Origin of the sequence: Pontibacter cellulosilyticus, from assembly GCF_014306105.1 — a bacterium.
GTDB lineage: Bacteria > Bacteroidota > Bacteroidia > Cytophagales > Hymenobacteraceae > Pontibacter > Pontibacter cellulosilyticus.
On the sequence record NZ_JACRVF010000002.1, the window covers coordinates 53,296 to 74,871 of the forward strand.

At 47.1% G+C, this 21,576-nt stretch carries 21 protein-coding genes and 1 pseudogene; 11 read left to right on the forward strand and 11 right to left on the reverse strand.

Annotated elements, in window-relative coordinates:
• Position 1 precedes the first annotated feature (1 nt).
• Positions 2-934 (reverse strand): glutamate--tRNA ligase family protein, encoded by a 933-nt coding sequence (locus tag H8S84_RS07820; protein ID WP_317175431.1) that lies wholly within the window; start codon positions 932-934, stop codon positions 2-4.
• 94 nt (positions 935-1,028) lie between these two features.
• Positions 1,029-2,366, reverse strand: a complete 1,338-nt coding sequence (locus H8S84_RS07825) for a mechanosensitive ion channel family protein (protein ID WP_187066779.1) — start codon at positions 2,364-2,366, stop codon at positions 1,029-1,031.
• A gap of 323 nt (positions 2,367-2,689) precedes the next feature.
• On the opposite strand from H8S84_RS07825, the gene H8S84_RS07830 reads away from it, so the two are divergent.
• The 8 genes from H8S84_RS07830 to H8S84_RS07865 all read left to right on the forward strand — a co-directional run bounded on the left by H8S84_RS07830 (position 2,690) and on the right by H8S84_RS07865 (position 10,369).
• Positions 2,690-3,214 (forward strand): DUF2911 domain-containing protein, encoded by a 525-nt coding sequence (locus tag H8S84_RS07830; RefSeq protein WP_187066780.1) that lies wholly within the window; start codon positions 2,690-2,692, stop codon positions 3,212-3,214.
• Positions 3,215-3,355: 141 nt separating this feature from the next.
• Positions 3,356-4,744 carry a CPBP family intramembrane glutamic endopeptidase gene (locus tag H8S84_RS07835; RefSeq protein WP_187066781.1) on the forward strand — a complete coding sequence of 463 codons (1,389 nt, stop codon included), beginning with the start codon at positions 3,356-3,358 and terminating at the stop codon, positions 4,742-4,744.
• 1 nt (position 4,745) lies between these two features.
• A complete protein-coding gene (locus H8S84_RS07840) occupies positions 4,746-5,375 on the forward strand; it encodes a hypothetical protein (RefSeq protein WP_187066782.1) in 630 nt (209 codons plus the stop codon).
• 70 nt (positions 5,376-5,445) lie between these two features.
• A complete protein-coding gene (locus H8S84_RS07845; protein WP_187066783.1) occupies positions 5,446-6,414 on the forward strand; it encodes a DUF2157 domain-containing protein in 969 nt (322 codons plus the stop codon).
• The gene (locus tag H8S84_RS07850; RefSeq protein WP_187066784.1) at positions 6,401-7,480 is read left to right on the forward strand and encodes a DUF4401 domain-containing protein; all 1,080 of its coding nucleotides are present in this window, start codon (positions 6,401-6,403) and stop codon (positions 7,478-7,480) included. Before H8S84_RS07845 ends, H8S84_RS07850 begins: the two co-directional genes overlap by 14 nt.
• Positions 7,470-7,982, forward strand: a complete 513-nt coding sequence (locus H8S84_RS07855) for a GDYXXLXY domain-containing protein (RefSeq protein WP_187066785.1) — start codon at positions 7,470-7,472, stop codon at positions 7,980-7,982. Before H8S84_RS07850 ends, H8S84_RS07855 begins: the two co-directional genes overlap by 11 nt.
• Before the next feature lie 44 nt (positions 7,983-8,026).
• Positions 8,027-8,944, forward strand: coding sequence for an NAD-dependent epimerase/dehydratase family protein (locus tag H8S84_RS07860; RefSeq protein ID WP_187066786.1), 918 nt, complete (start codon positions 8,027-8,029; stop codon positions 8,942-8,944).
• A 60-nt stretch (positions 8,945-9,004) separates the two neighbouring features.
• A complete protein-coding gene (locus H8S84_RS07865; protein ID WP_187066787.1) occupies positions 9,005-10,369 on the forward strand; it encodes a serine hydrolase in 1,365 nt (454 codons plus the stop codon).
• Positions 10,370-10,392: 23 nt separating this feature from the next.
• Here the strand turns inward: H8S84_RS07865 and H8S84_RS07870 are convergent, their stop codons facing one another.
• From H8S84_RS07870 to H8S84_RS07880, 3 genes are all read right to left on the reverse strand, one after another.
• Positions 10,393-10,971: a YfiT family bacillithiol transferase gene (locus H8S84_RS07870; protein ID WP_187066788.1), complete on the reverse strand. Its 579-nt coding sequence runs from the start codon at positions 10,969-10,971 to the stop codon at positions 10,393-10,395.
• A 380-nt stretch (positions 10,972-11,351) separates the two neighbouring features.
• The gene (locus H8S84_RS07875) at positions 11,352-12,020 is read right to left on the reverse strand and encodes a hypothetical protein (RefSeq protein WP_187066789.1); all 669 of its coding nucleotides are present in this window, start codon (positions 12,018-12,020) and stop codon (positions 11,352-11,354) included.
• A gap of 51 nt (positions 12,021-12,071) precedes the next feature.
• Positions 12,072-14,438, reverse strand: a complete 2,367-nt coding sequence (locus H8S84_RS07880; RefSeq protein ID WP_187066790.1) for a TonB-dependent receptor — start codon at positions 14,436-14,438, stop codon at positions 12,072-12,074.
• Between the two features lie 202 nt (positions 14,439-14,640).
• On the opposite strand from H8S84_RS07880, the gene H8S84_RS07885 reads away from it, so the two are divergent.
• The 3 genes from H8S84_RS07885 (at position 14,641) to H8S84_RS07895 (ending at position 17,237) form a co-directional block, all read left to right on the forward strand.
• Entirely contained in the window at positions 14,641-15,087 is a 447-nt protein-coding gene (locus H8S84_RS07885) for a DUF4174 domain-containing protein (RefSeq protein WP_187066791.1), read from the forward strand.
• A 15-nt stretch (positions 15,088-15,102) separates the two neighbouring features.
• A complete protein-coding gene (locus H8S84_RS07890) occupies positions 15,103-15,906 on the forward strand; it encodes an SDR family NAD(P)-dependent oxidoreductase (protein ID WP_187066792.1) in 804 nt (267 codons plus the stop codon).
• Between the two features lie 134 nt (positions 15,907-16,040).
• Entirely contained in the window at positions 16,041-17,237 is a 1,197-nt protein-coding gene (locus H8S84_RS07895; protein WP_187066793.1) for a carboxypeptidase-like regulatory domain-containing protein, read from the forward strand.
• 145 nt (positions 17,238-17,382) lie between these two features.
• Here H8S84_RS07895 and H8S84_RS07900 read toward each other — a convergent pair whose 3' ends face one another.
• The 6 genes and pseudogenes from H8S84_RS07900 to H8S84_RS07925 all read right to left on the reverse strand — a co-directional run bounded on the left by H8S84_RS07900 (position 17,383) and on the right by H8S84_RS07925 (position 21,564).
• Positions 17,383-17,772, reverse strand: a complete 390-nt coding sequence (locus tag H8S84_RS07900) for a hypothetical protein (protein WP_187066794.1) — start codon at positions 17,770-17,772, stop codon at positions 17,383-17,385.
• Positions 17,773-17,972: 200 nt separating this feature from the next.
• Positions 17,973-19,208, reverse strand: coding sequence for a serine hydrolase domain-containing protein (locus H8S84_RS07905; protein ID WP_187066795.1), 1,236 nt, complete (start codon positions 19,206-19,208; stop codon positions 17,973-17,975).
• Positions 19,209-19,395: 187 nt separating this feature from the next.
• Positions 19,396-19,620 (reverse strand): annotated as a pseudogene (locus H8S84_RS07910) (DUF4870 domain-containing protein); the annotation flags it as partial.
• 15 nt (positions 19,621-19,635) lie between these two features.
• The gene (locus H8S84_RS07915) at positions 19,636-19,959 is read right to left on the reverse strand and encodes a helix-turn-helix domain-containing protein (RefSeq protein ID WP_187066796.1); all 324 of its coding nucleotides are present in this window, start codon (positions 19,957-19,959) and stop codon (positions 19,636-19,638) included.
• A 150-nt stretch (positions 19,960-20,109) separates the two neighbouring features.
• On the reverse strand, positions 20,110-20,595 hold the full coding sequence (locus H8S84_RS07920) for a DUF3592 domain-containing protein (protein WP_222621615.1): 486 nt from the start codon (positions 20,593-20,595) through the stop codon (positions 20,110-20,112).
• 420 nt (positions 20,596-21,015) lie between these two features.
• Positions 21,016-21,564: a lipocalin family protein gene (locus H8S84_RS07925; protein ID WP_187066798.1), complete on the reverse strand. Its 549-nt coding sequence runs from the start codon at positions 21,562-21,564 to the stop codon at positions 21,016-21,018.
• Positions 21,565-21,576 lie beyond the last annotated feature (12 nt).

A 21,576-nucleotide genomic window follows, 5' to 3' on the forward strand; every position in this document is an offset into this window, starting at 1 on the left:
GTTAAATCTGATCTATGTGGTGCGGTAAGTCTGCCAGGCTGAACCTCTCCAGGAAACTCTGCGCGTCAGTAACACCTGCATCTTTCCATCCCAACGTGTAAGCGATTTTTTTCCAGAGCGCCTCCGAAGTGAGTCCATCGTTCCGCATTTCTGTGATCGATAGTGCATCGTCAGACTTAGATAACTTGTTACCTGAGTCGGTAAGAATAATGGGGTGGTGCACAAATTGCGAATTGGTGAAGGCCGTAGCATTTAGTTGCTGTGCCAGGAACAGCTGCGCCGCCGTAGAGAGCATCAGGTCCTCTCCGCGCACTACCAGGTTAATTCTCATCGCCAGGTCATCTGCAAGCGAGGCAATCTGGTAAGCCGGTATTCTATCTTTGCGCTGGATAACGAAGTCGGGCATCTCTAGTGCCAGTGCTACCGTGCAGTTCCCCACTAGCTCATCATGAAAAGTGATCAAAGTGTCTTCTGGAATACGAATGCGCCAGGCCGTTTCAGGAGTTTCTAAGGGAAGTTCTTCTTCGCGGCAGGTGAGGGGATAAAGACCGTCTGGCGAAACAGCCGCAATCTGAGTGCGAGAGCAGGGGCATGCGTAAACTAATCCTTTTTGCACGAGCTTATCTAGCAGTGCCCGGTACTGCGGCAGCCGCAGGTGCTGCGAGTGGTGCTGCTCAAAATCTTTGGCGTTGCGCGGGCCTTCGTCGTAGTCTATGCCCATAAACTCCAGCGTATCGAAAATGTCCTGAAGGTACTCTGGCCGGAAACGAGTGTTGTCAATGTCATCGATTCGGAGCACCACAGTGCCTTGCTGCTTGCGTGCCAGTGCCCAGGTAATAGCAAACGACATCACATTGCCCAGGTGCAGGTAACCACTTGGGGTAGGGGCGATGCGGGTTTTAACGGATGCTTTCTGTTCGGGTGTTTGCAGCACGTAACTCTGTTCTAAGTTTACTTCAACAGCTTCTGGGTTTATACTTTACAGGTAAAGCAATATACTGATTTTTGATATTTGATGGAAAGAGTTCTTATTCTTCACTGGCGCCGTTGCCGGTAAACTTTGCTTCTACAGGCACACCATCCGGATCAATAAACTGCACCTGCTGCCTTGGGTATACAGGGATAATTTTTTCGAGGTACTCCGGCTTATTTACTTCTTTGGTAACACGTAGCGTTAGCTCGCTTTTCCATTTGCGGCGTTCTCGTGCGCCTACCAGGTAGCGTATAGTAATATTTGTCCAGGAGTCGGTTAAGGACACAAATACCTGCGGTTTTTCAGGAATGTTGTAGTCTAACCCGGAGCGCTTCAGTAGCCTGGAATAATTGCGTGCGGGTTCTATCATATAATTACCCAACAGATCTTCCGCCACCCGCTCCAGCACTTCCATCGATAGCGGCAAATCAGATTCGTTAGCTACGGCTATGGCTAACTCGTCCCATACAAAAGGAAAGTCGCCGGTCAGGTTCGTGACGGTGCCAGTGAGAATTTCGTTGTTCGGGAAAGTGACTAAACGGCCTGTCGGCTGCTCAGCCTGTACAAAACCTGGCTGGTACGGATCGCCTATTTCCCAGACAGTAGTGGTCAGAAAATCTATTCGATAAACATCTCCAAATACATCACCCACTCTTATCCTGTCCCCAACACGATAATAGCCCTTAAACGAGTTCATCAGCCATCCGGTAAAGCTTTCGATAGGAGTCTGCAGCGACCACGACAAGGCCAGACCTATTAGACCCAAAGAGCCTACCAAAGCACGAATATCGCCGGCCACCACACTTAGTGCCACACCTATAGCCAACAGCCACACTGCAATAGACACCAGCGAGATAACAGCACTGGAGCTTTGCCAACGACCAAGGCTTTTGTAAAGGAACGCCTTTATACCTTTTACTAGCAGCCAGGCCAGCACCAGCGTTGCGAGTGCAATCAGAATTTTAGGAAGGTTATAGAAGAAGCTGTCCCAAAGGCTCTGTAAAGCACCTATGGCTTCTCCGGCGGCCTCTTTACTGGAGGCTATGGCAGAAGTATCAGCAGCGGCCTCGGTTATATTTGTGTCTGCGGCAAGCGTATCAGTTGTTTCTGCCTGGGTAGTGTCTCCCTGGGCTAAGGTGGCTTCGCCGGGGGCAAAAAGCAGCATTATGAAACCTGTAATGGCTACTGCCAAAATAGAGGCCTGTCTAAAGTTTTTGAGTTTATTCTCTGCTCCTTTTACAGCCCCAGCCCCGGAAAGCCTTCTTTTTTTAGCCCTGCCGCGGAAGTTGCGCCTGCTTTTTACCGTACGTTGCCGCTGCCTTACACGCTGTTGCGGGTCCTGGCTATAGTCTGTTCTGGTTCTTACTCTCCTGTTTTTGCTATATGAAGGCATGCGCTAGATTCTCTTAAACTAATAACTCACTACAGGTTAAGTTGTTTGGGCAAGTATGGTTACATGCTATACGAAAAAAGCAGGTAGGCATGGTTGCAGCCTTACACTTAGATACACTTATGTTTTTGTGCAGAATTCTGTAAATTGACCACAGCAACGTGTTGTATAGCAGGCACAACTATAAGCATGTCTAAAAACATTTCAGCGATTTTAAGATTGTGCTATATTAGTAGCTGTGGCGCTGGCTCTTTAAAATTACATCACTATACTAGCGCATTGGTTAAATCGTTTATAAACCATTATCAAACCATACAAAATAGATTATGAAAAACACACGAGTTCTGAATTTACTTGCCATGCTGGTGATCGGCATGCTGTTCACAACAACTGTCTTAGCTCAGGAAAAGCAGAAGGCCAGTCCGCCGGCATCGGCTAACGGTAAGATTGGCGATGTAGCTGTTACGGTAAACTACAGCAGCCCTGGCGTAAAGGGCCGCACTGTTTGGGGTGAGCTGGTGCCTTACGGTAAAGTATGGCGCTCTGGCGCCAACGAGGCAACTACAGTTACATTTGATAAAGACGTGATGGTAGAAGGCAAACCTTTGGCTGCCGGTACATACAGCTTCTATACCATTCCTACAGAGGATAAGTGGACGGTAATCTTTAACAAAGCAGCCAAACAGTGGGGCACGAATTACGACGACAGACATGATGCGCTTCGTGTAAATGTAACACCGCGCAAGTCCAAGACCATGAATGAGCGCCTGAAGTATGACGTGACAAAGGATGCGCTGGTGCTAAGCTGGGAAAACATGGAAGTGCCGGTTAAGATCGCAGCCAAGAAATAAGCAAAGTATAAACACTTCAGAAAGCGGCAGTTGCTACAAAGCAGCTGCCGCTTTTTTTGTACTTAATAGATTCAAAAATATGTTTGTTTAGCTATATTTAGGGATGGATGCTTTTGTCCTTTAAAAATTTATCCTGCCTGCATGCTTAAAACATTCACGCAACCACTTCGCCAAACTGCTATCAGCCTCTGGAGCTTTATAAAACAACCTGCCGATGCACCAGCAGATGTAAAGTCATCTGGCAAATTCAAAGTGCTCTTATGGGTGCTGATCATCGATATTTTAGTTAGTACAATACTTGTAGTGCCAATAGAGGCAGTAGAATGGTTGGGGTGGTATAGTGCCGATGAGCATGCTTCCTATGAGATGTTTAATACATTTCCTATGTGGGGTGTACTATTGCTCGGGGTACTTGTGATTCCCATCATGGAAGAGATTATTTTCAGGTATGGCCTGCGGTTCAGGAGAAGTTACTTTGCTGCGTTGTTTGCCGGGCTGTTGGTTGTTTGCGGTGGTTTTGCTTTCTATTTGCTGCCTTTGCTGTGGGCATTGGTTATAGTGGCGGTGCTATTTGTGCTGTATGTTTTATACTTGCTCAATGCGTATGCCATTGGCGATTATCTGGAGCAAATATGGCCACAGAAGTACAGGCTGGTGTTTTATTCGGTTGCCGTTCTGTTCGGCCTGATGCACATCGCTAATTATACGGGTTTTGACTACACCTCTGCGGCAGTGTTGCTTATACCTGTTCTGATCGCTCCGCAGATCTGGGCAGGGTTTGCACTGGGCTACATGCGTGTGAAGTATGGCTTCTTCTGGGGCTTATTTTTGCATGTGGCGCACAACGCATTCTTTTTTTCGGTTGCGCTATTGTTCATGAGCGAGTTGAAAGAGAAGCTGAACGTTAGCAACGACCAGTATACACTAAAGGTAGAGGAGTATATGCGGCCAGTTGCAACCGCTGGAAGCCAAAGCACAATAGACCACGACTCAGTTGCCTTTAAGAACATAAAACTGGAAGAAGTCATCATAGATCTGCTGCAAAAAGAGGAGGATAAAATTCAGTTTGAGGAAAGCGTTTACCTAAAAAGGAACATCAATTTAGCCTTTAAAAGCCAGGTTGGGGACTTAGCACAGAACAGAAAGCTCGTACTCGCAGAGCTGCAAAAACTCTACAAGTTTGATGTAACCACAGTAGGTGTTGAGCAGGAAATGTGGGATGTAGCGCTTGAGGATGGGAGTAGGCTTGCTCCTTATCAGGTTGAAGATAAGGGAGAATCTAAAGTTACAGTTACCCCAGTCGATATTACACTGGAGAACGCCACTATGGAGGAACTGCTGCGAACCATCAAGAGCGAGTTTTACATCAACCTGGAGAACAAAACGCAAAACGAAGGCAAGTATAACCTGAAGATTGCCAAGAATGGTTTTAAGCAGTTGCGGGAGGAACTACTGGATAAGTATGGCATCGTGCTGCAGCCAAGAAAGATCATGGCTGAGCAGGCGGTTATAAGCTTCAGGAGCAAGTGACATGATGTCTGTTTTAAGCAGCCTGGCTAACAGCCAGGGCCGCCGCGACGAAGAGCCGAACAAAGAACTGGCCCGGCACATTGTAGATAAAAATGATACCACAGCCGTTGAGGAACTGGTACAACTGCTACAGCACAAGGATAAGAACATCCAGAGCGACAGCATAAAAGTATTATATGAGGTAGGGGTGGAAAAACCTGAGCTGCTGGCGCCTTATATAAAGGTGTTTGTACAACTGTTGCATATTAAAAATAACCGCTTGGTGTGGGGTGCCATGGCTGCCCTGAATGCTGTAGCAACAGTTAAGGCAGAAGAAGTTTACCAAAACCTGAGCCTGATACTAGACGCAGCTAACAAAGGGAGTGTAATAGCCAAAGATCATGCTGTTAAAATTATGGTGCAGCTGGCTAAAGTGCCTGCTTATACTTCCGATACGCTTACCCTGCTGATAGACCAGCTCAAAGATGCGCCGCTTAACCAGTTGCCTTCCTATGTCGAACTTACTGCCACTGTCGTTACATCAGAACATAAAACGGAGCTTTCTAGGGTGCTGCAGCAACGGTTGCCGGAGGTGGAGCAGGAAAGCAAGTGCAAACGACTGGAGAAGGTGTTGAAGAAGTTGCAGAAGTAAATATATGTCGGCTCTGTATCTTGCTAATATGTTGCAGCTTGCGTAATTTATAGTATATAATTTCTAAACCATGAAAGGCAGTATAACCCGCGAACTGATATACAGCATAGCCCGGCATAGCAACTGGCGGGCAACTGGTGTAGCAGAAAAGCTTCGCAGCGAAAAGATCTACGCCACCCCGCGCGATTGGGCAAGTTTCCTGAGGTTGTTTTTGCTTGGGACAGGGGCGAGCTTTACGTTGGCAGGCATCATTTTCTTTTTTGCTTACAACTGGGCTGAAATGCACAAGTTTCTGAAACTGGGCCTGATTGAGTTTTTGCTGTTAGCCACTACGGCTGCTGCGCTTTTCTGGAAAGGCAGCAAAACCATGCGAAATGTGCTGCTAACGGCAAGTGCTGTGCTGGTAGGAGTGTTGTTTGCAGTATTCGGACAAATCTACCAAACAGGTGCCAACGCCTTCGATTTCTTTTTCGGTTGGACATACTTTGTGGTGCTGTGGGTGCTGGTGGCAAATTTTCAGCCGCTGTGGTTCATCTTCCTGGCATTGCTCAACACCACACTTATACTTTACACGCAACAGGTAGCCACTTACTGGACCTTTAATGCCTTGGCAGATGCACTGTTTATACTTAATGTAGCTGCTGTCATTATTTGGGAGTTTTTGGCTTTTAAAGGCAAAGTAAATGTGCAGCACAGGTGGTTCCCGAGAATCGTAGGGCTGGCAGCTATTACAGCAATAACTATAAGCATGGTTTCGCTGCTGTATGCTGGCTTTAAAGAAGACTATGGCATGGCGTACCTGCTGGGGTTGGGAGTGTATAGTGTGGCTATCTGGTACGGCCTCAGGTCAAGAGATCTGTTCTATCTTTCTGCGATTCCATTTAGTGCCATTGCAGTTGTTACCGCAGTTATATTGCGCATTGGCGAGCACGCCATGGAGATAGTGTGGATGCTGGCTACGTTGTTTGTGATCGGCAGCATTACATTTTTGATTCAGTATCTGAGTAAACTTAACAGGCAATGGCATGGCAAATACTGAAACAACGCACCTGGACGCGCTCCTGCACGATATTACACAGAGGCAGGGAGAGGATTTTACTTACGATAGAGCCAGCATTGAGCAGGAGTCACAGCATAGTGCATTCCATTTAAAGAGCCTCGCTATTAAGGCGCTCACTATTCTGGGAGGATTTTTAGCGGCATCTACTTTTCTGGGTTTTCTGGGTGCTGCCGGCCTATACGAGTCAGGTGTAGCTATGATGGTGGTGGGCGTTATGTTTTTAGTGGGCGCAGAGTGGCTAATCCAGCACAAGAAGGATGCTATGGCCGATTCTATCGGGGTGTCGTTTAATCTTATGGGCTACCTGCTTTTAGCAATTGGTGTAGGGCAGTTAACGGAGAGTACATCTGCGGTTTGTGGGGTGCTGGCCTGTGCTGCCGTTCTGGTATTGTTGTTCTCGGAGAGTGCCATCTGTGTGTTCGTTTCGGTGCTGGTGTTAAATGGCAGTTTGCTAGGCCTTATCTATGACAACAAAGTATACAATGTTGCGCATGGCTTGGTGGTGCTATTGGCAGCTGTATTGACTTACATGAGCCTGTACGAGGCAAAACTAATCACCGCATCTCCTAAAGTAAACCTAAAGTACAGGCCGGTACGAATGGGAGTGGTGTTCTCGCTGGTGGTAACGCTTGCCCTGTTCGTGCATCAGAAGTTTTTATCTTCCCAGATAGAGCACTTCTGGATCTCCAGCCTGTTTCTGATTGCCTGTTTCCTGTACCTGGTCTATCATGTAATGAAGGATGCAGCCATCACAAACATCAAAACGCAAGCTGCTTTTTATACTTGCTGTGTATTGCTGCTGGCTCCAACTATACTTACGCCTTCTATTCCGGGTGCGCTGCTGGTGCTGCTGTCAAGCTTTTACATTGGCCACAGGCCCGGCTTCTGGGTTGGCTTGCTGGCGCTGGTATACTTCGTTATTTTATACTACTACGACCTGAATATGACGCTGCTCGCCAAATCAGGAGTGTTGGTGGCAAGTGGTTTGTTGTTCCTGGGCGGTTTTGTGTTACTGAATAAATTCCTGAAAAGCTATGCTGACTAAAAGCGGATGGATTATACTTGTTAACTTGGTGCTGGTGCTGGCGTTGTTTAACTGGTCGGTGGCAGAGAAGGAAGAGATTATTGAAGAAGGGGAGCTGGTGCTGCTAGAATTGGCTCCTGTAGACCCGCGCTCTCTCGTGCAAGGTGACTACATGCGCCTGAGCTATGCCATCAGCAGGCCGGAAGATAATGAGCTTTTCAGGAACCTGAGCCAGACAGGCTATGCCGTGCTAAAACTAAACAAGAACAATGTAGCGGAAATGGTGCGCTTTCAGGAGGAAGAAACACCGCTTAACCCACAGGAGCATTTGTTAAAGTACAGTAAGGGCAATTGGGGTGTTAACCTGGGGGCAGAGTCATACTTTTTTGAAGAGGGGCAGGCAGAGGCATTTGAGCAGGCAAAGTATGGCGGACTTAAAGTAGATGAAAAAGGCAACAGTATTTTAGTAGGTTTGTACGACGAAAAGCAACAGCTGATAAAACCGAAACGGATAGAGAAATAAGCTATCTGCGTCGCAGTCAAAGTATTTACTTATACCTCATACATATGCAAACCATACTAGGGGCAGGTGGTGCCATTGGCACAGAGCTAGCCAAAGAACTACCTAAGTACACCGATAAAGTCCGTTTGGTGAGCCGTAAACCGGAAAAGGTTAATCCAACAGACGAACTCTTTGCAGCAGACCTGCTGAATACGGAACAAGTAAACCAAGCAGTGGCAGGCTCTGATGTAGTGTATTTAGTGGCAGGCCTAGAGTATAACACAAAAGTATGGCAGGCGCAGTGGCCTCAACTCATGCGCAATGTCTTAAATGCCTGCATCGCCCACAAAGCAAAGCTGGTGTTCTTCGATAACATGTACATGTACGACCCAGCGCACCTGCAGCACATGACAGAAGATACCCCTGTTAACCCCATCAGCAAGAAAGGAAAAGTGCGGGCACAGATAGCCGATATGCTGTTTGAAGAGGTGAAAGCAGGCAAGCTAGAGGCCTTAATTGCCCGTTCCGCAGATTTTATAGCGCCAACTCAAAACAGCTTGCTTTACTCTGCCGTGTACGAAAACCTGAAGAAGGGTAAAAAGGCTATGTGGTTTGCAGATGCCAGTAAAGTGCACACCTTTACCTACACTCCTGATGCGGCCAAAGCCACAGCGCTTCTGGGTAACACCCCGGATGCTTATAACCAGGTATGGCACGTGCCAACCAGCAATGCCCGCCTCACAGCTAAAGATTGGGTAAATTTATTTGCCAAAGCGATGCACACAGAGCCAAAGCTTACTGTGTTGCCAAAGTGGATGGTACCTATACTTGGCCTGTTTATGCCCATCATGCGCGAGTTTAAAGAAATGCTGTACCAGTACGACCGCGACTATGTGTTTGACAGCAGCAGATTTGAAAAGCGCTTTGGCCAGACAGCTACCGCTCCAGAGGCGGCTGTACAGGCGGTGGTCACGAAAGGTTAAATTGAGTAAACCCGGGCGTCATTTATCAGTAAACCATTGTAGCTCAAACTGCAGTGGCTTATGAAAAAGATCTCCCTGTTTCTCTTCTTGTTATTTCTGGCACCTCTTGTACAGGCACAGCAAAAATCGGCAACCCGTCTTGATTCTGTAAAGCTCCATTTACAGGAACTGGTGCAAAAGAACTATGTGCCGGGCATTGTGCTTGGAGTTTATGAGAACGGTAAGACCCGCTACTACACGTATGGTGTTGCTGATAAGCGCAATGGAACAGCCGTTTCCGAAAACACTGTCTTTGAGATAGGGTCTATCACAAAAACCTTTACCACCTTGTTAGCGCAAATGCTGGTAAAGGAAGGGGTGGTAAGCTGGGATGATCCGGTAAACAAATATCTGCCCGACTCACTTAAATCACTTGAAAAGGAAGGGCAGAAGGTAACGCTCCGGCACCTGGCATCGCATACAGCAGGCTTCCCGAAAGTACCAGGTAACCTGAAGCCAAAAGATAATTACGATCCTTATGCAGACTACACAGCCAAAGATCTTTATGCATACCTGAACCAGGTGCCGCTACAAACTGTGCCGGGAGAAAAAATAAACTACTCTAACACGGGTGTTTCCTTGTTAGGTCAGGTGCTGGAAAACGCTACTGGCAAAACGTACCAATCACTACTGCGGGAGCGGGTACTTCAGCCGCTTCAGTTAGAAAGTGCTGTTTTTGATGGTGCAAATCCATCTTATACACGAGCAAAAGGGTATCTGGATGGTGAGCCTGTAAAAGATTGGAGTGCTAAGGCAGTTGCCCCTGCGGGTATGCTGGACATGAGTGCCAAAGACCTGATGCGGTATAACCTGGCTTTTATAGGAGAGACAAAAACAAAGCTGTACCCCCATATGCAGGAAGTGCTGCAGGTGCAGAAAATAATGAGTAACGACAAGGGCTTACAGGGAGGTCTGACACTAGGGTGGCAGATTCAGGTAAAAGACGGAGATACCCTGTATTGGCACAACGGGGGGACCGGCGGGTTCCGAAGCTTTACTGGCTTAATGCCCGGCAAAAACAAAGCAGTGGTGATTTTAACCAACACTGCTTATGACGTAGATCCCATTGCTGCCTATGCCTTAGGTTTTTCGCATAATATGCCCAAGCTTCGCAAAACTGCAGATTTGACTGAGTCTGTGCTAAAGCAGTATATAGGTGTGTACCAATTAGCACCTAATTTCACCATCACAGTTTCTTTCAAAGACGGGCAACTAAAGGCACAGGCAACTAATCAACCTGCCGTTACAATTTACCCTGAATCTGAAACAAGATTCTTTATGAAAGTGACAGATGCAGAGCTTGAGTTTAAGAAAGAGAATGGCACGGTTAATTCACTTGTGTTGTACCAGAACGGCAATGAGATAGAAGGTAACAAAATAAAGTAAGGCCGCAGTGTAGTTCACTTACGCTACAAATCCTTAATCTGCTCTGTTACTTCTGCTTTCTTCCAGCCTTTACGCTCTAACAAGTTAGTAATGTGGGCCAGGTGGTGCTCTCCGTGCCAGGCGTAAAGCCCTATGTGCTGCCTTATGGTACACTCTCCGGTATCCGGATGAATTAGCTTGCGTTCCAGTTGGTCATGCGTCAGGCTTTTAAGCAGCACCACCCACCTCTGATGCAATGCTTCTAATAAATTTATCGAAATTTCAGGGCTAGCCAGCATTGTGTCTGGCAGTAATGCCCACTCCGCCTCATGGTAAGTCCGAATGGTAGGCACTTCCTCTGTCAAGGCCAGCTTTTGCCTGAGGTAGCCGTTCATGTGGCTGTCGGGGATGTGGTGTACTACCTGGCGCAGCGTCCATCCGTCAGGGCGGTAAGGTGTATCTAGTTGCTCCGGTGTAAGGTCTTTTACAGCCTCGCGTATTTTGCCTGAGAGTTGGCCAATAGCAAGTATGTGCTGCTCTACTAAATGCTCATCATGCGGGTACTTAGCGGGGTCATACTTACCGATAGGATACCGAAGTAGGTCCAGTTCTTCTTCTGACATAAGGCTTATACTTTAGGTGGAAGGATGCTGGTTTAATGTACGAGTTTTCCTGCTAAGTAGAGTAGCAGCCGTAGCAAATTAATTGAAGGGTGGTGTAGGTTAAAATTTATAAGAATGTATTGCAGTATCGGGTCCAACCACCCCTGGCCCCTCCTTATCCAAGGAGGGGAGCCTTTAGTTACTGCTCTTACTGCCATCCCTATAGCTACTGTCTCTCACTTCTGTCATCTTGGAAAGATCCTGCAAGAAGCAAGGTCAAGCTGCTGCGATAGAGTTTATACTTTGCTAAAGTAGTGGCAGAGTTCCCCGCCTTGGATAAGGAGGGGCCAGGGGTGGTTGGACCCGGTACTGCTGAAGTATAAACCAGTGCCTCTCAAAACTTACTCTACCTTCTCAACCGCCAGGTTTAAAGCATTATTTAATGTATAAGTAATGGTGCGGGTGCCGCCGGTAGGGCAGCAGTTGGGATCGGTTTCGAGGTAGATAGGAAAGGTGCGGATCAGGCGATCATTTACAACCTTAAACTCATCGTGGCCCATGTAATCCTTTTGTAATTCTGGACTAAGTTCAGGTATGGTAAGTTCACCCCAGTATTCCCGCTCAAACTCATAGCCGTATACTTTGCCGTAACTGCCGCTGCCACTTCCGCTCACAAACACCAGCAGCTCGGGCTTTTTGTTGTCGTTAAGGTCTGCTACCACACTTTTGGTTACTGTGCCTTCTATGGCCTCGTCGATGCGTACAGGAAGTTGCTCGTCGCGCTCTACTATAATGGCAAGGCTGCGCTGTGAGCCAAGGCCGGTGGTGCGCACATCAAAACGCATGCCGCCGCCTTGAAGCCGTTCTTCGTAGCTTACTTCGTTGCTAACTTCTGGCTGTGGCGTTTCGGGTAGTTGCGTGGTGTCGGCTGTTTCTTGAGTTACTGCCTGAGTTTCGGAATCGGAGTTGCAGGCTGTGAGGCAGCAAGCGCAGACTAGTAGGGAAGCAAGTATAAAACGGTGTAGCATGTTAGGCACGAACAAGTATAAATGGTTTTGACTAAGATGCACCTTTTCAGGCTAAAAGCAAAGCGGCAGGCCTAAGCCTGCCGCTGTAGTATGCTAAAACTCGATGCGGTAGTTCAGTACCGGTACCATGCCCATCTGGTAGTAGGTTTTAATGTCCTCTTTCATGCGGTCATAGTACTGGGCAAACATGTTCTGGCGGTTGGTTACGTTCTGTATGTCCAGCGACAGGATATAAGACGCCTTTGGTTTATTTTTGCGGTAGCTTACCCGGATATCCGATCTGTAGTAATCATCAGCTTTTAAACTGAATCGCTTCTCTTCCACGAGCTTTTCTGCAGCCGCTGCTCTGGATTTTTCCAGGTCGATAGGCGTGTAGCGGTTGCCGCCAGCCCACATCAGCTTAAGGTTTGTGCTGATCAGGTTTTGCTTATTCTTGCCCACTTTAAATTCTTTACCTCCCAATAAGTTTACAATATGGTTGCCGTTAAAGCGTGTGTTACGCTCCACACCATCCAGGGCAGTATATTTAGAGTCGTACAGCGATGTTGTTAGCAGGTAATAGAAGTTGTTTGTAAAGAACTTTTCCAGCGTCAGTTCCAGACCATAGTTGCGGCCTGTGCCTTCGTTTATCAAACTGTCGATGGTAAACCCGTCTTCATAGTTAATAGCTGAGAAAGAGCCGTTAGCGGCAGTGCCAACCGGTACATTGTACAGGTGCTGATAGTATGTCTCCACTTTCAGGCGCAGGTCTTCACGCAGCATCTGGTCGTAGCCTAACACAAAATGCGCAGCGCGGGTAAGGTCGAGGTTCTTGTTTGGCTGCACAAAAGTATCGCCCTGGCGCTGCTGTGCAAAGTATGTGGTCATGGACTCGTGGCGGCTGTGCAGGCCAAATCCGGCGCTAAACGAACGGGCAGCGTTTACCTGCCACTTCAGGCCCAGGCGCGGCTCTAAGCTGCTGCTGCCGTTCAAGCCAAAATACATGCCGTGCAAACCAGAGTTAAATGTTAGCTGCTCTGTCAGGCGGTACTTCCACTGTGCATAAGCCTGTGCCACGCTGGTGCTCCCTTCCTGCTCTACAAAGCGGCCTCGTCTGCGGTCTGAGCTCTGTCCTTCGGCAAAGCCTTCGTAACCCAGGCGGCTTAAAATAAATCCGGTTCTAAAAGTATGGCGGTTGTTGACTTTGCGGTTGTACAAGGTAGAGAAGCGCGCTGTATTGTAAGAAAAGCGCTGCCCATAGTATGGAATTACCTCAAAATCGTTGTTAAGCGAATCTACTGTTAGTTCGTTGCTGTTACCTGACAGCACCAGCGAAGATTCCAGGTACGCATCGTGTGGCAGGAACAGCATGTGCGAAACGCCGGCGGCTCCCATTTTAGACTTGTAGCTGTCATCAAAGCGGTCCCAGTAGCCTTCCCAAGCGTTTACATCTCGTTCTGCTTTTCTTTCCTGTTCGCTAAGGCCGCTAATTCCCCACAGCGAGAAAACGCCGGCTTTGGCAGTAGGCAAGTATACTTTGTAAGAGAAATCCTGGAAAACCGGGGTAGCATCGCCTATGATTTCTACGCCAATCTTGTTAAGTATAGCCAGTGTAGAATAGCGATAATTAGCGAGGTAAGAAGCTTTGCTGCCTTGCTTAAATGGCCCTTCTGCTGCAAAGTCAATACCCATCATACCAGCCTGGAAAGCATACTCACGCTTCTCGTTGTTGCCGTTGCGCAACCGGATATCAAACACTCCGGAAAGGGCATTGCCATACTCTGCCGGAAAAGCACCTGTGTTAAAGTCGGAGTTGTCGAGCATGTTTACGCTCAGAATACTGATAGCACCACCTGCGGCACCCTCTTCGGCAAAGTGGCTTGGGTTTGGAATCTCAATTCCTTCCAGGCGCCACAGCACGCCACGCGGCGAGTTGCCACGCACCACAATCTCGTTGCTCATGTCCTGGCTAACGCCTACACCGGCATAATTTTGTGAGGCACGGGCAGGGTCGTTCATACTGGCTGCGTAGCGTTTGGTTTCTTCCACGGCAATGGAGCGCGAGCTGATCATCGCCATCTCGTTCAACGGGTTGCCTTTGCTCTGCTCCTCGGCACTGATCACCACCTCCTGCAGCTTTTTGAAAGACTCGTTCAGGCCGATGTTCAGCACCAGTTCTTTACCGGATCCTAACAACAATTCGGGAAGTACCTGCTCTTCGTAGCCTACATAGCTGATACGCAAAGTATGGCGGCCCACCGGCACTTTGTCAAGCCTGAAGTTGCCGTTCACATCTGTGGTGGCACCCATGGCCGGGTTGGTGGTAAGTATGGCAACGGTAGCGCCGATCAAAGGTTCCTGTGATTCTTTGTCTAAAATGCGGCCGCGAATGGTTTGGGATAAGTTTTGTGCTGAGGCGCTGAGGCACAGTAGGAACAGCACGAGGCTAAGCAGGTGCTTTGTGTGTAATCCAATCTTCATAGTTTTATATAAATAGGTATTTTGGCGTAACAGGGTGCAAAAGTAAGTATAAGATTGGAAAGAAGAAGTATAGTAATAATAATATAACATATCCTTTAAGTAAAGAATTGATAACGAGCGTCAAGAGCAGAAATAGGAGGGATTAACCTTAGCTGTAAATGCACAGAACAGCCAGCCATGTTTAGTTACCGTATGCTTTACTATGACATCAATTTATGCCATACTTTTTACAACATGTATGCTGCTGTCGGCAGCATACCTTCAAAATAAACCCAAACCAATGGACTTAAATAAATATATGTGGGAGAACAGGGTGCTGCTACTGTTTACGCCTGATGCCCAAAACGAAGAATATACAAAACAGAAAACCAATATCAGTACAAATGCCAAAGGCTTACCAGAACGGGATATGGTGTTGATAGATATAGAAGGAGACGATGTACTGCGGGTAAATGGTGAGGTACAAACTGGCGAGAACGGGAAGCACTTGCGTGAGCAGTTCAGTGTTGCACCTGATGCGTTTACCATACTACTGCTGGGCAAAGATGGTACTGAAAAGTACAGAAGCACAAATGCAGTACCTGTTGAAGACATCTACACTATCATCGACCAGATGCCAATGCGGCAACAGGAAATGCGCAAACAGTAAATCTGATAACTACTTATGAAAGACACAGCAAGCGAAAAGTTTAATGTACTGATCACAGGAGCATCAGCGGGTATAGGAAAGGCGTTGGCCGACATTTTTGCAGCGCAGGGGCACAGCCTGGTGCTGGTGGCCCGATCCGAAGAAAAGCTGGATAGTATGGCCGTGCAGTATGCGCTTAAGTATGGCACGCAAACTAAAGTTATCTCCCTAGACCTGACCATGCCCGAAGCACCCGACAGGCTGTTTGAGCAACTGCACAACGAGGGAGTCCAGGTAACGGCTCTGATAAACAATGCTGGTTTTGGCAACTACGGGTATTTTAAAGAAACTGCCCTGCAAAAAGAGTTGGACATGATACAGCTTAACATTACAGCTTTAACACACCTATGCAAACTGTTCCTGAACCAACTCACTCCCGGCAGGTCGGCTAAGATTTTGAATGTTTCGTCTACGGCTGCTTTTCCGCCGGCTGGGCCGCTAATGGCAGTTTACTATGCCAGCAAAGCGTACGTGCAGTCTTTTACAGAGGCGCTTGCTACAGAACTGGAGCAGGATAATGTAACGGTTACAGCCCTCTGCCCCGGACCTACCGAGACTGAGTTTCAGGAGAGGGCAAACCTGCATGGCTCCGGCCTGTTTACCTCCCAGTTTGTAGCCGATGCACATAGTGTGGCCCAGGCTGGCTATGAAGGTATGATGTCTGGAGAAGTAGTGGTGATTCCGGGGGTGCAGAACAAACTGACAGCCTTAACAGCCCAACTGATGCCGCGGAAATTCGTGCGCAACTTGGTAAAGCGGGTACAGGAAAAGCGGGGTTAGTAAGCTACTGAAATAGCAGATAAGTAAGTGATGCGCTAGTTAGTAAAGCAGCGAATGTAAATGTTAAAGAAGGTTAAAATGGGAGCATCTTAAAGAGAAAATATGCACTTTTAAGAAACAACCTTCTGCACTGCATGAAACAAGCTATACTTCTGTTACTCTCTTGGCTGATAGCCCTGCCGCTGCTGGCGCAGCACAAGATACAGGGCCGTGTATTTGATGAAAAAACTGATGAGCCGATTGAGTTTGTATCAGTTTATGTAAATACGACCACCATTGGCGCTACTACCAATGCTAAAGGTGAATTTGTGCTGCAAGTACCTGCTGGCCGTTACGAACTTATTGTATCGTACTTAGGCTATGAGCCAATCATCTATCAGGTAAACACCGACCAACTGCCCAAATCCATACTTTTCAAACTCACGCCTAAAGAACACAAACTGACAGAGGTGGTAGTAGAGGGCAAGCGTGACCCGGAGTGGTACCAGAACCTGGAGGTGTTTAAGCAGAACTTCCTAGGCAAGAGTACGTTTGGGAGGCAGTGTAAATTACTGAACCCGGAGGTGCTGGCCATAACCTTTGACCCAAAAACGGCGCTGCTGGAGGTTAAGTCTGATAGGCCGCTGCTGATAGAAAATCCGGCACTGGGCTATAAGATAGAATACCTGCTTACGGAATTTAAGCTGTACATGCGGGATGGTTATGTGGTGTACCTTGGTTATCCGAAGTATACCTTGATGAAGGGCGGACAAGCCAAACAGCGCCGCTGGAGCCGTAACCGTGAAACAGCCTACCGTGGTTCTGTGATGCACTTTGTGCGGGCACTGCGGCAACAGCAACTGGAGGAGCAGGGTTTTAACCTGCGCCGGCTCTACCGTGTACCAAACCCCAACAGGCCAACTGACGAAGAAATTGCCGCAATCCGGGCAAGCGCAAAAGCAGCAGGAGGAAGTATAACCTTAGATGCCGCCGCTACAGATATTCTTGCACGTGCAAGGTTACCAAAGCTAATAGAGCAATTAGACAAAAATCCTGTTCCTTATGCTGATTACCTGTCTTTTGATGGTGATGAAGTGAAGATGCAATTTGATAATTACATGCAGGTAGTATATACCGGCGAAAAAGAAGAAATGGCTTATGTGCAGCAGCTGAAGCCGTTTAACCCGCCAAAGCCGAGTTACCAAACCTCTGTTATCTCGCTTAGGTCCGACTATGTGTTGCTGGATAAAAACGGGAGTATTTACGAGCCGCTGGGAGTTCTTTTTGAAGGCTACTGGGGTTTCGAGAAGCTAGGCGACATGCTGCCGCTGGATTATACTTTGCCTGAGTAAAGCGTTCAGCTTATTGCGCGCTTCGCGTTTCCTTTGCGTCCTTAGCGGTTGTGTTTGTACCGCTAAGGACGCAAAGGAAACGCGAAGTACGCTAAGACTCCTATAAAGGAATCCTGCTGTATTTTCAAGAAAGATATATGGCTTATTAAAGTGGAGCACCAACCGGCTTTGAGCAGTCGTGGCCAGGCTGGCCATGCGGCGGATTTGTTCCGGCTGCTACGCTTCCCTGCTGCTGCGTCTGTGTTGGCTGCAATGGCGGCGTAATGGTAGTGGTAGGCACATTCAGCTTTGGTTGTGCCGGTGTGTTAAGCGGTGCTCCTACTGGTATATCGCAGCGGTGGTTTGGCTGGCCATGCGCAGGGTTTAACGCAGCTGTTGCACCCTGTGCTGCAGTGCCGGTAACAGGAGTAGCAGTGGTGTTTAAAGGTGCTGCTGTAGTAGCGGTAGGTGTATTGTTTGCTTTCTGATCTTTTTCGGAGCAGGCCACAACACCCAGCACAGCAACAGGTAATATCAAGCGGGAAATTATTTTCATGAGATAAAGGGTTTAAAGTACAGTAGCTACATTAACAGAACTAATTATACTTTCGTTTCCTGTATTAAGTTGATTTATTTTTAGATTTAATTTTGTTTTAGTGTAAGTAAGCCAGTTTTGGTCAAAGCTGCCACAAATCCATGCGGAGCTGATAATTGTTACCCTCTAATATAGCACTTATACTTTAAAGAAGAGGTGTGCTACTGCTTTTGCTGTGTTTTGTGTTCGTAGGGAACATAGTTTTCCCACTGCCAGGGAGTATAGGTGTCGCCAATAGTTATTTCCAGCAACTCTTTAAAAATGCTTTCGGCGTTGTCGCTGTTTGTCATTATCAGCACCCCTGTGCCTGTCTCAGGGAAAAGTATGGAGTAGTGCTTATAACCCTCTGAGCCTCCTTCTTTAAATACTCCTTTGCCATACGGTGTTTCTAACACGCCCCAACCCAGTCCGTAACCCAAAGCTATGTCTTCGTTCTCAGTGGTCTCAACCAGCGAATTTGGGCCAAACTGTTGTTTGCTGCTAATGGCAACCTGTTTCTTAAACAGCTCCTTATACGATTCCTGCTTTAGCAGCTGTTGGTTCAGGACGGCTTCTAAAAATTTAGAATAATCTGCCAGCGTGGTGCCCATACTGCCTGCTGCCCCGGCGTCGTCTACTTCGTCTTTAGGAATCACGTTCTCTTTGCTGTCATGCCCATACACGTACTGCTTCTCTTGCCCTGGCTGCCATACATAAATATAGCTGGTTCTGCACATGCCCAGTGGCTTGAATATTCGCTCCTGAGCGAGCTCCTCCAGTCCCTTTCCTGTTATCTGCTCTATCACAAATTGAAGCAATGCGAACCCTTCTCCGGAATAGCTGTAACGGGCACCCGGCTCGAACTGAAAGTATAGCTTACCATCTTTTTTGTACCCGGTACTGGTAAGGAAGCGCCAGTTCGGAAAACCAGTGGTATGGGTTAAGCACATGCGTGCTGTAATTTTTTCATAGCGCTTATCGCCTTTCAGGTCTAAATACCCATTCCAGCTTTTCGTATTCTTTTTAGTATAACCATATTCCGAAAGAGGCTTTTCGAGGTAGCTCTGCAGGGGAGTATCCCACTCAATCACACCTTCCTCCACCAGCTGCATCACCAGCACTGCGAAAACAGCTTTGCTAAGGGAGGCCCCGTAAAAAATGGTGTTTGCGCTAAGGGGTGTTTTATTAACTGCGTTGCTATAGCCAAATGCTTTCTGGTAAACCACTTCATTGTTGTTGAAGATCGAGATTCCAAGCCCGGTGACGTTAGCCGTGTCCATCAGGCGCGTAATGGTTTTGTCTATGTGACTTGCGGTTGTTTTGCTGCCGTCAACTCTGTAGATGTACTTGCTTTGTCCGAGCGCAAAATTGCAGAGAAGAAGTGCTAGTGAAAGTATAAATGCGGTGTGTTTTAACATGCTGCTTTTGGCTTTGAGTGTTAAACAATGTGTTAGTTTCAAAGCTACGGCATTTAGGTATGTATTCTTGCGACACCTCCCCGACACTTATGCGACAAATGGGCTTAAAGTATGTTTAAAGGCAGTTTTTTGGTATTTGTATCATCTCCCATTTCGGGCAATCAAATGCTACTATTAACCCGTTAGCTTAGATAAACCTGATGGATAATGGATACCTGTAGCCTTCGTTTTTAATGATTTTTTTGGCGTTCCAGAAGATAAGTATAAGTGTGTAGGCTGCCACAAGTATGAGCAGCAGCAGGCCCACCTGAAAGAGCAGCACCAAAAGCACGATACCCAGCATAAAGGCAAGCGTAATTGTGAGGTGGAAGTTAACCACAGCTCTGCCATGCTCCTCGAAAAGCGGGTGCTCGTCACGTTTATAAGCCTAAAGTATAAGGGGAAGCATCAGGTTGGCAAAAGGTATAAGCACACCCATCAAAGGCAACAGGTGAAACAGCAATAGCCATTTTCTTACTGCAGTGTTGCTTTGTGGTGCATCAGCAGGCTCGGAACACGACAGCTCTTTAACCTCAACTTCTAAAGACTGGGCTAACAACGAGAGCGTTTGAAAATGAGGCTCTACTTTAGCATTCTCTATGCGTTGAATGGTCCTTACCGTTACGCCATAATTTTCTGAAAGCTGCTCCTGCGTAAGTCCTTTCCGCTTCCTGTGCCGGAGCAGGTTTTGGGCTATGGTGGCTTTTTTCATGGCTGCTTAGGCTGCTGTGTCTCTTAATGGTAGCCAAAAAGCCTGTGTTTTGCAAGTTTTGCTGTTTGGGATGGGAGAGGTAACGTTACTCGTGCAGCCGATGAGCGAGGCGTAGCCAAGCATAAAGGCTGCACATGGTTGGTTGAAGCTTTATTTTTTGCTCTTTATTTTATGATTTGATGGATTACTTGGTAGGTATAAAATTATTATTTCATCTCCTTTCTTTAGTGTATCATTTTTTACACTATGCTCATAGGTTTTACCATCTACAGCGAACCTGTAATACACATAGTTACCATCATTGCTTGCTCCCTTTCCCCTTGACTCCCAATTTACCTGTTCAACTTTAGATTGCATTAGTTCTCCAGAGCCGTTAAGTTTGTTCTCTTGTTCATCAAACCAATTAGTATAGAATAGTCCTAAGAACACAGTTACTACAATCAAAAAGCATAGGTATAGGTAAGATAAGAATCTGTATCCTTTTTTATAGATTTCTGTAAAATAATTTGCAAGGCTAAAGGGGAAAACGACCCAACCATAGAACACACAAATTAGCCCCACAATCGCAAAAAATCTAAGGGTGGACTGCGTGAATGCAAGTTCACAAGTGATGACAACTCCAACAACTAACGCCATTAGAGGGATAAGAAGTTTTTTCAACTCTCTATGAGATTTTTATAATTTTAAGTTACAACCAACTACCGTATAGCAGGAGTACCTACTCCCTCTATCTGCATTATATGTGAATGTGTTTCCACATGGTTTAAAAATCGCTTTTTCAAATACCCATATAGTACATACACAATACAAGATAAGACTAAAGATCATATCCGGCAAATCCTTTTAATGATTGGATTTAATGGGTTAATATGTTAAAGGTTAGGGGGTTGCGAGTGGTGTTGATGTTGCTGCGGTAGTAATGAACAGACTCAGGTGCGGTACTTCAGACAGCCTTAACAAGTAGTAGCCGTGTTATTACTCGAGTATATCCGTTAATACACAGTTAATTACGGCTAGCAATAATGCCGTAGCAGGCAAAATATAAGAAGTGGTTAACTACAGGTAGCAACTCTGATCCGTCTTCTCCAACTGTTCCACGGGGAAGCCTTTGCTCTTGGCTTGCTGCACCATCAGGTTGTACACGGCATCATCTAAAACAGGCGTGCGGGAGAGGAGCCAAAGGCTTTCACGGTCTGGGGAGCCAACAAGAACGTGCTTGTAATCCGGGTCCAGTTCTAGTATCCAGTAGTCGCCTTTAAAGGGCCAGAAAAACTGTACCTTCAGTTTACTGTTGCTGCTGCCCTCTACCGGAAAAGCCTTACCTCGAATATCTTTCACTTCCCCGTTGGGGCCGTCTTTGCGGCAGTAGTTGTACACCTCCACATAACCGTCCGGGTGTAAGGTATACTCGGCATACACGCAGTGGCAGCCTTTCTCGAAACGTTGGGGCAGGGCAGCAATCTCGTACCAGCGGCCAGCATACTTGCTTAAGTCTACGGTGGGTACAGTTTCTAATGGCGCGTAGTTTTTGCTGCAGCTGCTTATAAGTATGGCCGCTGCGGCCAGAGCGCCTGCAGTAAGTATAAGTCTGGTGTTTTTCTTCATAGCCGGGGCAGT

Coding starts and splice junctions, on each gene's coding strand:
- H8S84_RS07825 (WP_187066779.1), bottom strand. CDS start 2,366: ATGCCTTCATATAGCAAAAACAGGAGAGTAAGAACCAGAACAGACTAT.
- H8S84_RS07830 (WP_187066780.1), top strand. CDS start 2,690: ATGAAAAACACACGAGTTCTGAATTTACTTGCCATGCTGGTGATCGGC.
- H8S84_RS07835 (WP_187066781.1), top strand. CDS start 3,356: ATGCTTAAAACATTCACGCAACCACTTCGCCAAACTGCTATCAGCCTC.
- H8S84_RS07840 (WP_187066782.1), top strand. CDS start 4,746: ATGATGTCTGTTTTAAGCAGCCTGGCTAACAGCCAGGGCCGCCGCGAC.
- H8S84_RS07845 (WP_187066783.1), top strand. CDS start 5,446: ATGAAAGGCAGTATAACCCGCGAACTGATATACAGCATAGCCCGGCAT.
- H8S84_RS07850 (WP_187066784.1), top strand. CDS start 6,401: ATGGCAAATACTGAAACAACGCACCTGGACGCGCTCCTGCACGATATT.
- H8S84_RS07855 (WP_187066785.1), top strand. CDS start 7,470: ATGCTGACTAAAAGCGGATGGATTATACTTGTTAACTTGGTGCTGGTG.
- H8S84_RS07860 (WP_187066786.1), top strand. CDS start 8,027: ATGCAAACCATACTAGGGGCAGGTGGTGCCATTGGCACAGAGCTAGCC.
- H8S84_RS07865 (WP_187066787.1), top strand. CDS start 9,005: ATGAAAAAGATCTCCCTGTTTCTCTTCTTGTTATTTCTGGCACCTCTT.
- H8S84_RS07870 (WP_187066788.1), bottom strand. CDS start 10,971: ATGTCAGAAGAAGAACTGGACCTACTTCGGTATCCTATCGGTAAGTAT.
- H8S84_RS07880 (WP_187066790.1), bottom strand. CDS start 14,438: ATGAAGATTGGATTACACACAAAGCACCTGCTTAGCCTCGTGCTGTTC.
- H8S84_RS07885 (WP_187066791.1), top strand. CDS start 14,641: ATGACATCAATTTATGCCATACTTTTTACAACATGTATGCTGCTGTCG.
- H8S84_RS07890 (WP_187066792.1), top strand. CDS start 15,103: ATGAAAGACACAGCAAGCGAAAAGTTTAATGTACTGATCACAGGAGCA.
- H8S84_RS07895 (WP_187066793.1), top strand. CDS start 16,041: ATGAAACAAGCTATACTTCTGTTACTCTCTTGGCTGATAGCCCTGCCG.
- H8S84_RS07900 (WP_187066794.1), bottom strand. CDS start 17,772: ATGAAAATAATTTCCCGCTTGATATTACCTGTTGCTGTGCTGGGTGTT.
- H8S84_RS07905 (WP_187066795.1), bottom strand. CDS start 19,208: ATGTTAAAACACACCGCATTTATACTTTCACTAGCACTTCTTCTCTGC.
- H8S84_RS07915 (WP_187066796.1), bottom strand. CDS start 19,959: ATGAAAAAAGCCACCATAGCCCAAAACCTGCTCCGGCACAGGAAGCGG.
- H8S84_RS07920 (WP_222621615.1), bottom strand. CDS start 20,595: ATGGCGTTAGTTGTTGGAGTTGTCATCACTTGTGAACTTGCATTCACG.
- H8S84_RS07925 (WP_187066798.1), bottom strand. CDS start 21,564: ATGAAGAAAAACACCAGACTTATACTTACTGCAGGCGCTCTGGCCGCA.